The following is a 14,598-nucleotide window of genomic DNA, read 5'->3' on the forward strand; positions in this document are numbered from 1 at the left end:
CTAATAGCTATTATTACTAGAGCAAAAAGATAAAGGAACAATATGTAAACGATATCTTATCTTAATTTATTATATAACATTAAAAGTCAAATCGAAATGCTATCGCCGGGAAAATAAAAATATAAAAAATCCTCTTGTCATGTATTTTATTACGTGATAGGATACTAGTAAATCGTTTTCGTAAAACGTTTTCGAAAAACGTTTTACAAGAAGACCGATAAGATTGAGATAAGAAGGCAACTGGGAAATTTCAGCTGTGAACTTACATAATCCCGTATATGAAAGCGCTAAAATTTTGTCTCATCTAACATTGAGAATGGGAGAGGATTGGATATGAATAACCGTATCTCTGAAATTTCGCCTTTTACCCGCGCCATTTTGAAGTCGCACCTATGTTCGTGCGGGATTGATTACAAACAACTGGACAAGCCAGTGATTGCAGTCGCCAATTCGTGGAATGAAGTCGTGCCGGGACATGTTCATCTCCGTCAGTTGGCTGACCGAGTGAAAGCAGGGATTGAGGCTGCAGGCGGCGTTGCGCTGGAATTCAATACGATAGCCGTTTGTGACGGGATTGCCCAGGGCCATCAGGGAATGAAATACTCCTTGCCGAGCCGGGAGACCATCGCAGATAGCGTGGAAATTATGGTTAACGGACACGGAATTTTTGATGGAATGGTTGTATTGAGTTCTTGCGACAAAATCGTACCGGGCATGCTGATGGCCGCTGCGCGAATCAATATACCCAGCCTGGTTGTTTTGGGAGGCGTGATGCCAAATCATATCAAGCCTAAGGAGTCCAAAGCGGCCCGACGGGACTTTCTGGATGGGAAGCTGGATGAAGAAGGACTAGTCAAAATCACCAATCAGTATTACCCTGGCCCAGGTGCCTGTCCTTTCCTCGGTACAGCTAACACAATGCAGGGTCTTTCTGAAACCCTAGGGATGGCACTTCCTGGAACTTCATGGATGCAAGCTCTTTCAGACGAACAGCTGATGGCTGCGGAAGAAGCGGGGCGTCAGGTAGTAACACTCGTTAAGCAAGGGATAACACCAGAGCAAATCATGAATTTGAAAGCGTTTGAGAATGCGATTTCCGTTCTTCTAGCCATGGGCGGGTCCCTGAATGCCTGCCTTCATTTACCCGCTGTAGCGCAAGAACTGGGAATTGATCTGCCGATGGATCTGTTCGATCAAATCAGCCGAAGGGTTCCTTTCTTAGCGGGTGTAACGCCTAACAATAATGAATATACGACCAACGATCTGCAACGTGCGGGAGGGATGCCTGCCTTGATGCAGGAGCTTCGTTCTTTGCTCCATTTGGATGCTTGGACAGTAACGGGCAAGACAGTGGGCGAGAACATCGCGGGACACGATGTCTTGGATCGGGAGATTATTCATCACCTGGAAAAGCCGATTGACCAAGAGGGTGGAATTGCAGTACTAAAGGGTAATCTTGCTGTGGATGGAGCCTTAATCAAACAATCCGCCGTGCCGCACGAGCTGCGAACCTTAACCGGTCCGGCCAAGGTCTTTAATGCGGAAGAGGATTTTGTCGATGCTTATGAAAACGGTCTGATTCAAGAAGGGGATGTTGTCGTCATTCGTTATGAAGGTCCTAAAGGCGGACCTGGCATGCGGGAATTGCACCGCTGTACGGAAGTTCTCAGCAAATTCAAGCGAGTGGCGCTCATTACCGACGGACGCTTTTCGGGAGCGAGTGCAGGGCTGTCCATTGGCTATCTGAGCCCCGAAGCAGCTGAAGGGGGTACCATCGCTTTTGTCAGAGATGGGGATCCCATCCACATCGATATTCCGTCCCGCACCTTGGCGTTGCAAGTGTCCGAAGCAGAATTGGCCGAGCGTGCCGGGGAATTGGAACAATTGAAACGCGAAGCGAGCAAGTTTCTCCGCCTTTATGCCAATAGTACAGCCTCTGCAGCTTTTGGAGCCACACGGATGATAAAGGAGTAACGGGAAAGAAAAAAGCATTACATCCTATGGATTACCCAAAAAAGGTGGGGGGGAATCATGAGAGAACAGCAAGTTGTGATCGGACTGGATATAGGAACGACTAGTACGAAAGCGGTCGCTTTTGGACCGAGAGGGCGGATACGGGCAGTCCATTCTGTCGATTACCCTTTGATTCACCCGCAGCCATCATGGGCGGAACAAGATCCGAACCGGATTTTAGAGGCCGTTGTGGAGAGCGTGCGACACGTCATGCTAAAGGCGAAAGCAGCTCCCAAGGATTTGCAGGCCATCGGCATGAGTACAGCCATGCATTCGCTGATCGCATTGGATGCCAGTGGAGAACTTCTCACGAGGAGCATTATCTGGGCGGATAATCGCAGCGTCAAGCAATCCAATTGGATTTTAAATGAGTACTCGGGACACCAATTCTATAGGCGTACAGGTACGCCTATTCATCCGATGTCCCCTTTATCCAAGCTGCTTTGGATGAAGGAGGAGGATCCTGAAACCTTCTCCAGGTCAGCCAAGTTTGTATCGATCAAGGAGTTTGTCCTGCATCGATTATTTGGACAGTATGTCGTAGATTATTCGATCGCCTCTGCAACTGGACTTTTTAATTTGGAAGCACTTGATTGGGATGAAGAGGTTTTGGGGCTTTTAGGAATAAACAGAGACCAACTCTCTCACCCTGTCCCCACAACCTATATCCTTTCCGATATGGATCAGGATATGGCGATTAAAATGGGGATTCATCCGGATACCCCCTTTGTCGTTGGAGCAAGTGACGGGGTTTTGGCGAACCTGGGAGTTGGAGCGATTGGCCCTGGTGAAACGGCGGTGACAATCGGGACGAGCGGCGCGATCAGGACGGTGATTGATCGGCCGAGAACCGATGAGAAAGGACGTACCTTCTGTTATGCCTTGACCGATCGGCATTGGGTAATAGGCGGGCCGACCAACAACGGGGGAATGATACTGCGTTGGCTCAAGGATGAGTTTGCTGCGCCAGAAATTGAAGTGGCCAAGCGGCTGGGCAAAGATCCATATGAAATCATGATTGAATATGCAGAAAAAGTACCGGCCGGCTCCGAAGGGCTTTTATTCCTTCCCTTTCTTTCGGGAGAGCGTGCCCCCTACTGGAATGCGAATGCACGAGGGCTGTTTTTCGGCATCAGCCTTCACCATAAACGGGAGCATTTTATTCGTGCGGTTTTAGAAGGTGTCATTCTAAGTGTATTTACAGTTGGTGTTGCTTTGCACGATTTGGCTGGCCAAGCTGTCGATATCCGGGCATCCGGCGGATTTGCCAGATCAGCCGTTTGGCGGCAAATCCTTGCCGATATGATGGGTCGGGAAGTCTTGGTCCCTGAAAGCCATGAAGCTTCCTCGCTCGGAGCTGCAGCTTTGGCCCTGTATGCGATTGGCGAAATAGATGATCTGGAGCAGATAAAGGATTGGATTACGATTAGCCACTGCCAACAGCCCAACCTTCAAAATACAGAAACTTACTTGGAGCTCTACAACATGTATGATCGGCTTTACCATAAACTGAAAGGCGAATTTGACATTATTTCTGAACTTCAAAGCAGGAGTCATTCGCCAATATTTTAAAAAGAAAAGGGAGGACTATTTGATGAAAAAGTTTTTGACTGGATTTTTAGCCGCGTCTCTAATGGCCGTAACTCTTGTAGGATGTGGAGGCGGTCAGCAGACTGGATCTGCACCTTCTAAAGAAGGAACACAGGCCGATGCTCCGGCCGAAGGAAAACAGCGCATTATACGTGCTGGGATCGGATTGAATGACCAGCATCCGCAATATATCGGATTATTGAAATTCAAGGAGATTGTTGAGAAAGAAACAAACGGCGCGATTAAGGTTGAAACGTATCACAGCGGACAGTTGGGCGATGACCGCACGATGATGGAAGCTCTTCAGTTAGGTACACAAGAAATGACGATTCCATCAACGGCACCTATCGCTAACTTTGTACCCGAATACTCCGTATTTGATATCCCGTTCCTGTTCCCGAACGAACAAGTAGCGGACAAGGTATTGCTAGAAAGCGAAATTGCCCAGCAACTGCTTGATAAGCTTCCGGCACAAGGCATGGTTGGACTGGCTTATTGGGAAAACGGATTCCGCGACTTGACTAATAATGCGCGTGCCGTCGCTTCTGCGGCCGATTTCAAGGATTTGAAGATTCGGACGATGGAAAATCAGCTTCATTTGGCAGCGTTTAAAGCCTTGGGAGCTAACCCGACGCCAATGGCATTCAGTGAATTGTTCACTGCCATGCAGCAGGGAACGGTAGATGGCCAGGAAAACCCTATAGCGACTATTTATTTGCAAAAGTTCAATGAGGTGCAAAAATTCGTTTCCACCACACACCATGTATACAGTCCTTTCGTTATGCTGTTAAGCAAGAAATTCTGGGATGAATCTACCCCTGAGCAGCAAGAAATCATGAAAAAGGCAGCCAAGGAAGCAGGGGATCATGAGCGCCAGCTTGTCCGCGAGGCAAACAAAAAGTACCTGGAAGATCTGAAGACTGCAGGAATGACGGTAACGGAAGTAACTCCGGAAGCCCGTGAAGCCATGAAAGTCGTTACCGATCCTGTGATTGAGCAGTTTGCAGACAAGATCGGCAAAGAAACGATCGATAAAGTAAAAGCTGCAGTAGAAGCAGCCAGCAAATAGGCAACGTGTTAAGGGAACAGATGGGCAAGCATCTGTTTCCCGCTTTATCAAAAGAAGGGAGGAATCGCAATGTCGCTGATCCGGAAAATCGATCGATATTTTGAAGAGACGATTTGTGTCATTCTATTTGCCGCAATGGTTATCCTTACTTTCACGCAAGTCCTGTCGCGATTTGTGTTTAACCTGTCGCTGGGTTGGACGGAAGAGATCTCCCGTTTTTTCTTTATATGGCTGGTCTACATATCTGCGGCCATGGCAGCCAAGCATCGCCGGCACATCCGCGTGGAGTTGATTGACCAGTTTCTCCCCCGCGGCATTTCCAAGTGGGCCGGACTCTTGTCTGATTTATTATGGATCGGATTTGCCTTGTTAGTCGCTTTTCAGGGATATAACGTGGCTATGCTGATCATGGGACATGGCCAGCTTTCCCCAGCGGTACAATTGCCCATGGGCTGGATTTATATGATTATTCCGTTCGGATTTGTATTGATTGCGTTCCGTGTCCTGCAGGGAATTGTCGCTCGCTTCCGAGGCGAAGATGAGCTGACAGATGAGGAAAAATTGCGTAGAGCGATTGAGGAGGGTTAATGATGTCGGCACCTTTGGTTATGGGGTTAACCCTTATAGGAAGTTTGCTGCTGGGTGTTCCTATCGCTTTCGCCATCGGGATTTCAACGCTGATCACCTTGATGGTAGGGGGAATACCGATCGCATTCATCGCACATCAATCTTTTACCGCTTTGGATTCCTTCCCTTTGATGGCGGTTCCTTACTTTATTTTGGCAGGGGCCTTGATGGAAACAGGGGGGTTATCCAAAAGAATTATTAATGTTGCCCAAGAAGCGATGGGGAATATAACCGGGGGCTTTGGAATTGTAACCATTTTGGCCTGCGCCTTGTTTGCCGCCATTTCCGGCTCCAGTCCGGCAACGGTAGCGGCGATCGGATCCATCATGATTCCGGCGATGGTGCAAAGAGGCTACAGCAAGGATTTTGCTGCAGCGGTAGCGGGTTCCGGCGGAGGCTTGGGTATTGTGATTCCACCGTCCATTCCGATGATTATCTACGGTATTGTGGGCGGAGTATCGATCGGCGACATGTTTCTGGCTGGGTTTGTGCCTGGGTTCTTTTTAGCTCTATTAATGATTTTGTGGATCTATTTCACCTCCAAAAGACGCGGCTATACCGGAACAGGACAAAGCTTCAATTTAAACAGATTCCTGAAGGCCGTTTGGGATGCTAAATGGGCGTTATTTGCACCCGTCCTGATTTTAGGCGGAATTTACAGCGGGATTTTTACCCCGACCGAATCGGCCGTCATCGCTGTCGTATATGGCTTGGTTGTGGGATTATTCATTTATCGTGAACTTTCTTGGAAACAGATTCCGAAAACGCTGATCTCCTCGGCCTTGGTTACCGGGTCAGTCATGGTTATTTTAGGGACAGCAACCGCCTTCGGAAAACTGGTTACCATGCATCAGATTCCGAACATGCTTGCCAATGCCATGATGGGCATCTCCGATAACAAATATGTATTATTGCTATTAATTACTGCCCTGGTTCTTTTCGTAGGAACCTTTATGGAGACCTTATCCATCATTATCATTCTAGCTCCGCTGTTCTTGCCTGTCCTGAACCAGCTTGGGGTGGATCCGATTCATTTCGGAATTTTGCTAGTCGTCGGGGCGGAAATCGGAATGATGACCCCGCCATTGGGAGTCAACCTGTTTGTTGCCTCCGGTATTTCGGGACTGTCCATTGAACGAGTGGCCAAAGCCATATTCCCATTTGTGCTCGTCCTCGTGTTCGGATTGCTTGTTATGGTTTTTGTCCCTTGGATTTCACTGGTGATTCCTAAACTCTTTGGATAAACTGGAAATTGAGATATTTACGATGTATAAATTAAGGGGTGAAGTTTGTGGAGAAATGGCAGCATTTACAGCGATTGACGGATTCCGGACTGGTAGCGGTGATTCGCAGGCCGGACGCTTCAAAGATCCATTCCATTGCAGAGGCGTTGGTGGAAGGCGGTGTAGGGGCCTTGGAAATCACCGTGGATACGCCGGGCGTTTATGAAATGATTAGGGATATTAAAAAAGCCCATGGGAAAAGGGTGCTTGTAGGGGCGGGAACCGTTCTCGATGCCCAGACGGCGAAAACGGCGATTGATGCGGGATCTGACTTTATTTTCTCCCCGATTTGGGATGCGGAAATGATTCAGTTGACCATCCGTTACGGGAAGATTTCCATTCCCGGTGTCATGACGCCAACGGAGATTGTCAAGGCTTATCAAGCTGGGGCCGATTTGCTCAAGATTTTTCCCGGACGTTCATTAGGTGTCGATTATATCAAAGAACTCCAGGGTCCGCTGGGACATATTCCGATGATGCCGACGGGCGGGGTCACTGTGAGTAACGTTGGACAGTTCATCAAAAACGGGGCTGTAGCGGTCGGAGTTGGAGGATCGCTGTTGAATAAGCAGGCCATTGCGGAAGGGAACTTTGACGTAATAAGCGATTATGCGAAGCAATTGGTTGCAGAAATTCAAAAAGCGAGAAGAGGAGAGTAAACATGAAGATTACGAAACTAGAAACCTTTATTGTGCCTCCTCGCTGGCTTTTTTTAAAAATCGAAACAGATGAGGGGATTGTTGGCTGGGGCGAACCGGTCATCGAGGGCAAAGCCAGCACCGTTCAAGGAGCGGTAGAAGAGCTCAGCGACTATTTAGTCGGCAAAGATCCGCTGCGTATCGAAGATCATTGGCAAGTGATGTACCGCGGGGGCTTTTACCGAGGGGGCCCTATCCTGATGAGTGCCATCGCCGGTATCGACCAAGCGCTGTGGGATATTAAAGGGAAATATTTCAATGCTCCAGTGTATCAGCTGATGGGCGGGGCTTGCCGCGATTCGATCCGCGTTTATTCCTGGATTGGCGGAGACCGTCCAAGCGATGTAGGGAAAGCGGCCAAAGAAGCCAAAGAGGCCGGTTTTACCGCAGTGAAAATGAATGCTACCGAAGAACTTCAATTTATTGATTCTTACGAAAAAATTGATCAAGCCGTTGCGCGCATTGCAGCCGTTCGTGAAGCGGGAGGAAATGACTTGGGCATCGGCATCGATTTTCACGGGCGCGTACATAAGCCGATGGCCAAAATTCTTGTGAAGGAGCTGGAGCCTTACCGCCCGATGTTTATCGAAGAGCCGGTTCTTCCCGAGAACAATGAGGCGCTGCGCGAAATAGCCCGCCATACGAATATCCCGATTGCCACAGGTGAGCGGATGTTTTCTCGCTGGGATTTCAAAAGCCTCTTGTCGAGCGGCTATGTGGACATTATCCAGCCGGACCTGTCCCACGCAGGGGGCATTACGGAGTGCAAGAAGATCTTTGCTATGGCCGAGGCTTATGATGTGGCTGCTGCCCCGCATTGTCCGCTTGGTCCGATTGCCTTGGCCTCTTGCCTGCAGGTGGATGCCACTTCTTATAATGCCTTTATTCAGGAGCAGAGTTTGGGAATCCATTATAATCAGGGAAGCGATTTGCTGGACTATTTGGAGGACCGATCGGTTTTTGAATATAAGGACGGTTACGTGCAAATTCCGCAAGGACCGGGTCTCGGCATTCAAATCAATGAACAGCATGTGCGAAAGATGGCGGAAGTCGGACACAGCTGGAAAAATCCGATTTGGCGGCATAAGGATGGTTCGATTGCTGAATGGTAGAAGCGAAAATACAAACAGGCAAACAGAAATAACAAGAAAAAGGATCGTGCTGATATCAGCGCGATCCTTTTTCTTTACCTTAAGTTGGTGACTATTTTGCTATACTATCCAAGCTCGGCTTGATCGGTTCTGGAAACACTTCCAAAACCTGATTGGCGGAATTCCCCATTCGGACAAACCCCACGGCTATGGCCGCAATAATTCCAGGAATGGCAAACGCAAGGAAGTTCTGTTGCAGCGGCAGATTCATGGTAAGAAGGAAGCCGCCCAGTATGGGGCCTGTAACGGCTCCAAACCTTCCGATTCCTGAAGCCCAACCTACCCCAGTAGAGCGCATTTGCATAGGATAATACTGAGAAGCGAAAGAATAAGCTATAATTTGCGTTCCGATCGTTGTGGCTCCAGCGATTGCAACGAGCAGATATAAAACAAACAGATTAGCTTTAAAGCCTAGTAAGGTTAAAGAAGCCGTGGCTACGACAAAGAAAAGCATCAAGACTTTTTTTCCATTCCAACGGTCTGAAGCCCATCCTCCGAAAATCGCCCCAAAAATGGCTCCGAAGTTCAATACCAAGAGGAACATCAAGCTTGAGCCTAATGCGTATCCTGCTCCAGCCATTAATTTCGGCAACCAAGTATTTAGTCCATAGACCATCAATAGGCACATGAAAAATGTGATCCAAAGCATAATTGTACTTAGGGCTCGACCGCCTTTAAACAATTGCCCAATTGGAATCCCTGTTTTCTGGGGAAGTGCCATTTCATACTGGTCGCCTGTCTGTGGAATATAGGAAGGATTGATTTTAGACAAAATCCTGCCAACTTCTTCCTGCTTATTTTTCGCCAAAAGAAATCCAATAGAATCCGGCATGTATTTATACATCAACGGCAGGGTCAAAATAGGCAAGGCACCTACATAGAAAACCGATTCCCAGCCGAGCATAGGGATTAATATGATGCCCAAGCCTGCTGATAGAACACCGCCTACAGAATAACCGCTAAACATCAGCGACACTAATGTATTCTTAAGAGACTTAGGAGAATACTCCGTCATCAAGGCTACCGTATTCGGCATGACTCCGCCTAATCCCAAGCCGGCCAGAAAACGATAGATACCGAATTCAGTTGGACTTTTAGAAAACCCGATTAATGCCGTGAAAATGCTGAAAAGCGCCACGCAGATCAATATCACGTTTTTTCTTCCCATCTTATCTGCCAAGGGTCCAAAAATAAGAGCCCCAAACATCATCCCAAAGAGAGCATAACTTCCTAGCGTTCCTACCTGCATCGGGGTCAGTGACCACTCTTGCATCAGCACGGGTACGACTGAACCGTACACGACCAAGTCAAAGCCATCAAAGATAATGATAAATGCACACCAGAAGACGACAAGGCCATGAAAGCGATTTAATTTTGCTTCATTAAGCAACTGATTAACATGAATAGAACGCATAAATTCCCCCCGATAATTTTACCTTTTAATTTTTGGTGACAATAGAGAAGCGGCACGTTTACTAGCTTATTACATAATCGTTTGTACTAAGAATGGTTGATGTACACACACTATTTTCCCTCCCGTTTTAAGTTTGTGGCCCAAAGTGGTTGGTTTGATTTTTCTTATTGTCACTATACTAAAATATAGAATAAAAGAACTGTTCAGTAAAATTACATTTTTTTTGCATAATGATGGAGTTGGATAAAAATAATTTTAACTTGACGGAAAGATCAAAATTATCCTATATTTCTTTAACGTACCTAAGGAATGACTAAATAATAGACTTTAAGATGATTTTTCAGAGACGGAGGGGATTGGAAAGGTGAATATGTATGCAAATCAAGAGAAGACAGAATACCCTGAAAGGAAAAATAGAGGCTGGAAGGCCAACTGGATTGAGTCTGTTCAGTACTTCAATGTTTCTAGCATTTCAAACGGAATCATGGCTTGGCTGTTTGGGGTAACCGGCCCTTTGCTGATCGTCCTGCAGTCAGCAGCTAAGGGCCAATTGGGCCCAGAAGAGATTTCTTCCTGGATTTTCTCCATCTACGCTGTCGGAGGTCTCCTTTCTATTCTTTTGTCGGTCTACTATAGGCAGCCGATTGCTGTCGCTTTCTCGATTCCAGGAGCCGTGCTAGTTGGAACTACGCTTTCCCAGCATAGCTTCCCTGAGGTCATAGGCGCCTACCTTGTAACGGGCCTGTTCATTCTAATATTAGGAGTGACGGGAATTGTAGGAAGAATCATGAATATTTTGCCGATGCCCATTATGATGGGCATGGTGTCGGGTGTCTTGCTTCCTTTTGGAACGGATATTTTTACTTCGGTACTGGAAAACCCCGTTCTGAACGGAGGTACACTAGCCGTGTTTCTTTTCATCTCGTCTTTTCAGCGGATAGCCAAGATCATCCCTCCTGTATTAGGAGCCATTCTGGCAGCCGTGCTGTTGCTTGCCATCTTGGATCTTGCCAACCTTTCAGGCCTTCGGCTCTCTTTGGCAAGTCCCCAATGGTTTTCCCCTGCCTACAATGCAGCTGCCATAGGCGAATTGGTCATTCCGCTAGCTCTGACGGTGATAGCCATTCAAAACGCACAGGGGATCGGCGTTTTGCGCAGCATGGGATATAGCCCGCCCGTAAATGCCATGACAACATGGAGTGGGATTGGTTCCCTCGTTAACGGATTTCTGGGTGCACATTCGGCTTGCATTGCCGGGCCGATGACCGCGATCCTTGCCGGTAAAGATACGGGGCCAAAGGAGGGGCGCTATGCCGCGGGAATGGTTTTAGGTTTTCTATGGCTCTTGTTCGGTATCTTTGCGCCAGTAGCTGCATCGATTACGCAGATCATCCCTGCATCCCTCATTAAATTGCTGGGTGGGTTGGCCATGATCGGGGTACTCTTAACCAGTCTCCAGATGAGCGTTTCAGCACGCTTTAAAATGGGAGCTTTGTTTTCCTTCCTCATTACGATTTCCGGATTTAGCCTATTGAATATCGGTGCTCCGTTTTGGGGACTCGTTGGAGGATTGATGGTATCCATCTTGCTGGAAAGAAGGGATTTCCGGCTTAATGACTAGACTCTTTTAGAAAAAAACAGGCCAGATTTCCCTGCGCTATGGGAATCTGGCCTGTTTTTTAGCCTTAGAGCGAATGTTCCAAAGAATGATCTTTGATGTGATGTTCAAACGTTGAAATAAATTCTTTTATCCACCCCGTACGGGAAGATCCGGTATGATATACCGCCATAATATCTCGCGGCATGCCATTCAGCAGATCATAGTCCAGCACTTTTAATTCTCCTTTTTCTACTTCTTCAAGAAGCCCAAACCGGGGAAGGATGCTGAACCCTATCCCTTCTTTCACAAACTTTTTGAGCATTTCCAGGTTGTGTACTTCCAGGCCTTTCAGATCTTTGACTCCGACTAAAGATTCCTCGATTCTCCTCCACATCTCGATATTTCTGCAATAATGGATCATCGTTTGGCCATGCAAGTCATGCTTGGTTACAGAAGTCTTTGAAGCAAGTGGGTGGTCAGGAGACACAAACATAACCATTTTGTCTTTATATAAGTATTCTAGCGTGAGGTTCGGATCGTATACAGGAATTCGGATGAAAGATAGATCGATCTTTTGATTTTTAACTTGATCCCCTAGGCTGATTGAATCGTGTCCCTCGATAATTTGGATGTAGATATTATTTTTTTTCGTAAAGTCCCTGACGGTTTTGCATATGACCTCGTACGGAAAGCTAGGGCCGAAACCAATAGACAGCTGTTCTTGGTTGATCGATTGAATGGCTTCTTTTGCCTCCTCGGAATAAAAGATAATTCTTTCCGCATAGTCCAGCAGCAATTTTCCTTCTTTAGTCAGCGATAATTGTTTCCCTTGCTTATCAAACAGCTGGCAGGAAAGTTCCATCTCCAAATTGCGAATTCGGGCTGTAATTGCCGGTTGAGTAAGGTTCAGAATCTCGCTTGCCTTGGTGAAATTCATGACCTTGGATACGTAATAAAAGGCATGGAGCTGATCGTAATTCATAAAATATCCCCCTTAGCTGTGTCGAATCGGCAAAATCGATGAATAAAAGATTTCTTTATAAATATTCAAATAACAAAAAATATTGTAATTAGACCTTAAAGCCCTCAGGATGATACGATAAATTCAAGAAGGGAAAATAAAAAAATGGGGTGTAAGCGTTTCATCTAAGATTAAGTATCATTCTATTAAATTATGGATAGGGGGTCAATAAAGAGAAAATATTTTTTTACTAATCTTACTTTTCCTGCAAAAATATTTATTGGACGAAGGACCTGGTTTTAGCAATACTTAAAACATTAAATCAATTTAAAATTTCTGGGAGGTTATAATTCCATGATTGATGTTAAACAATTGGTTATCGACAACAAACAAGAAAATAAATTTAAAGTCCATCGAAGTACGTTTGTTGATCCGGAAATCTTTAAACTAGAAAAAGAGAAGATTTTCTCCAATTGCTGGATTTACGTGGGACATGAATCCGAAATTCCTAATTCTGGAGACTATGTGACCCGAAAGGTTGCTGGCAGGGCTCTTATCTTCTCCCGTGATGCACAAGGCCGGTTTCACGTTCTGCTGAATACGTGCACTCACCGAGGTGCATTGGTTTGCCGCGAGGAGAAAGGAAATGCAAAAACGTTTGTGTGCTGTTACCATGCTTGGTCGTTTAAAAATGATGGAGAGCTCATAGGTGTACCGCACCGCGACGCGTATGGAGAAAACTTTGATAGATCGGAATTTAATTTGCATGAGCCAAGAAGCGAAAGCTACAAAGGATTCGTTTTTGTAAACTTTAATCCGCAAGCCGAATCGCTAGAAGACTACTTGGGTGGAGCCAAGGAATATTTGGATCTGGTAGCGGATCAGTCTCCTACGGGAATGGAAATTGTTGGGGGAACCCATAAATATAGCATTAGAGCCAACTGGAAGCTGTTGGGGGAAAATAGCATCGATGGCTATCACGCTGCCCATAACCATAAAACCTACTTTACTTTCTTAAAAGATTTGAACCTGGATGTATCTGCCGGGCTGACGGATGGGATCGGAAAGTCCTTAGGGAACGGGCATACGGTCATGCAGTACAATGCTCCTTGGGGACGCCCCGTAGCGAAATGGACGCCGATTTGGGGAGATGAGGCAAAGGCGGAAATTGAAGAAATCAGAACCGAATTGGAAGCGCGTTGCGGTTCCGAAAAAGCGAAAAAAATGGCAGAGAGCAATCGAAACCTCTGGATCTTCCCGAACTTGATAATCAATGACATCATGTCTTTGACTATTCGAACGTTTGACCCAATTGCACCTGATTATATGGAAGTGACCGCATGGGCAATGGGGCCAAAAGGGGAAGCGGAAAACCTGAGAGCAAGAAGATTGGATTATTTCCTAACCTTCTTAGGTCCGGCTGGCTTTGCTACACCTGATGACGTGGAGTCATTGGAAGTCTGCCAGATGGGCTTCAGTACGATGAAAGAAGTCCAATGGCAGGATATCTCCAGAGGGATGCACAGAGAACAGCCGCTTTCTACTGATGAATTGCAAATGAGAGGGTTCTGGAGACACTGGGTGAAAGTGATGGCTGGCCAGGCATCCGGATCAAAAGTACTTATCAATCAATAAGGAAAAGCAAATGAAGAAGGGGATGGAAAATGATGAATTTTTCTCGTGAGCAGATTGAAGATTTTCTATATTTAGAAGCCGAACTATTGGATCAAGCCCGATTTGACGAATGGCTGGAACTTCTTACTGAGGATGCGACTTACTCTATTCCTTCAACAGATGTTCCTGATGCTTCTCCGAGGAATTCCTTGTTTTTGGTATCTGATGACCGCATGCGGATCGATTCTCGGGTCAAGCGCCTGAAAAGCGATGATGCGCATGTAGAGTATCCCAGATCCCGGACAAACCGTTCGATCAGCAACGTAAGAATAGTAGAACGGTCTGAAGATTCTATGCTCGTTCGCTCCAATTTCATCGTATATCGGATGAGATACGGGAACATGGATGCGTATGTAGGAAAATATGAACATCGCCTGGTCGAGCGCGATGGCCAGCTGAAGATTGCTGACCGCAAATCCATCCTTGATCTTGAAGCGTTAAGGCCGCATGGAAAAGTAAGTATTATTCTGTAGTCTACTTTTTTACTCACTATAAAAATTAACTAGAAGAGGGAGATT

Annotated in this window: 12 protein-coding genes; 10 read left to right on the forward strand and 2 right to left on the reverse strand. The window is 46.5% G+C overall.

Annotation, left to right across the window (positions count from 1 at the left end; genetic code table 11):
* Positions 1 to 333: 333 nt before the first annotated feature.
* The 7 genes from ilvD (at position 334) to dgoD (ending at position 8,392) form a co-directional block, all read left to right on the forward strand.
* Complete coding sequence (gene ilvD / locus ABLT31_RS31420; protein WP_367759150.1) at positions 334 to 1,974, forward strand: dihydroxy-acid dehydratase; 1,641 nt, start codon at positions 334 to 336, stop codon at positions 1,972 to 1,974.
* 57 nt (positions 1,975 to 2,031) lie between these two features.
* The gene (gene gntK / locus ABLT31_RS31425) at positions 2,032 to 3,585 is read left to right on the forward strand and encodes a gluconokinase (RefSeq protein WP_367759152.1); all 1,554 of its coding nucleotides are present in this window, start codon (positions 2,032 to 2,034) and stop codon (positions 3,583 to 3,585) included.
* A gap of 22 nt (positions 3,586 to 3,607) precedes the next feature.
* A complete protein-coding gene (locus ABLT31_RS31430) occupies positions 3,608 to 4,672 on the forward strand; it encodes a TRAP transporter substrate-binding protein (RefSeq protein WP_367759153.1) in 1,065 nt (354 codons plus the stop codon).
* A gap of 69 nt (positions 4,673 to 4,741) precedes the next feature.
* Entirely contained in the window at positions 4,742 to 5,260 is a 519-nt protein-coding gene (locus ABLT31_RS31435; RefSeq protein WP_367759155.1) for a TRAP transporter small permease, read from the forward strand.
* A gap of 2 nt (positions 5,261 to 5,262) precedes the next feature.
* Complete coding sequence (locus tag ABLT31_RS31440; RefSeq protein WP_367759157.1) at positions 5,263 to 6,543, forward strand: TRAP transporter large permease; 1,281 nt, start codon at positions 5,263 to 5,265, stop codon at positions 6,541 to 6,543.
* Positions 6,544 to 6,590: 47 nt separating this feature from the next.
* A complete protein-coding gene (locus ABLT31_RS31445; protein ID WP_367759159.1) occupies positions 6,591 to 7,241 on the forward strand; it encodes a bifunctional 4-hydroxy-2-oxoglutarate aldolase/2-dehydro-3-deoxy-phosphogluconate aldolase in 651 nt (216 codons plus the stop codon).
* A gap of 2 nt (positions 7,242 to 7,243) precedes the next feature.
* Positions 7,244 to 8,392, forward strand: coding sequence for a galactonate dehydratase (dgoD, locus tag ABLT31_RS31450; protein ID WP_367759161.1), 1,149 nt, complete (start codon positions 7,244 to 7,246; stop codon positions 8,390 to 8,392).
* A 91-nt stretch (positions 8,393 to 8,483) separates the two neighbouring features.
* Here the strand turns inward: dgoD and ABLT31_RS31455 are convergent, their stop codons facing one another.
* On the reverse strand, positions 8,484 to 9,845 hold the full coding sequence (locus ABLT31_RS31455; RefSeq protein ID WP_367759163.1) for an MFS transporter: 1,362 nt from the start codon (positions 9,843 to 9,845) through the stop codon (positions 8,484 to 8,486).
* Positions 9,846 to 10,215: 370 nt separating this feature from the next.
* Here ABLT31_RS31455 and ABLT31_RS31460 point away from each other — a divergent pair, with 370 nt between their 5' ends.
* Positions 10,216 to 11,466 (forward strand): benzoate/H(+) symporter BenE family transporter, encoded by a 1,251-nt coding sequence (locus ABLT31_RS31460; protein ID WP_367759217.1) that lies wholly within the window; start codon positions 10,216 to 10,218, stop codon positions 11,464 to 11,466.
* Positions 11,467 to 11,530: 64 nt separating this feature from the next.
* Here the strand turns inward: ABLT31_RS31460 and ABLT31_RS31465 are convergent, their stop codons facing one another.
* Positions 11,531 to 12,427, reverse strand: a complete 897-nt coding sequence (locus ABLT31_RS31465) for a LysR family transcriptional regulator (protein WP_367759165.1) — start codon at positions 12,425 to 12,427, stop codon at positions 11,531 to 11,533.
* A gap of 333 nt (positions 12,428 to 12,760) precedes the next feature.
* Between ABLT31_RS31465 and ABLT31_RS31470 the strand changes: the two genes are divergently transcribed.
* Entirely contained in the window at positions 12,761 to 14,041 is a 1,281-nt protein-coding gene (locus tag ABLT31_RS31470; protein ID WP_367759167.1) for an aromatic ring-hydroxylating oxygenase subunit alpha, read from the forward strand.
* A 29-nt stretch (positions 14,042 to 14,070) separates the two neighbouring features.
* The gene (locus tag ABLT31_RS31475) at positions 14,071 to 14,553 is read left to right on the forward strand and encodes an aromatic-ring-hydroxylating dioxygenase subunit beta (protein ID WP_367759169.1); all 483 of its coding nucleotides are present in this window, start codon (positions 14,071 to 14,073) and stop codon (positions 14,551 to 14,553) included.
* Positions 14,554 to 14,598 lie beyond the last annotated feature (45 nt).

Source organism: Ammoniphilus soli, from assembly GCF_040813775.1.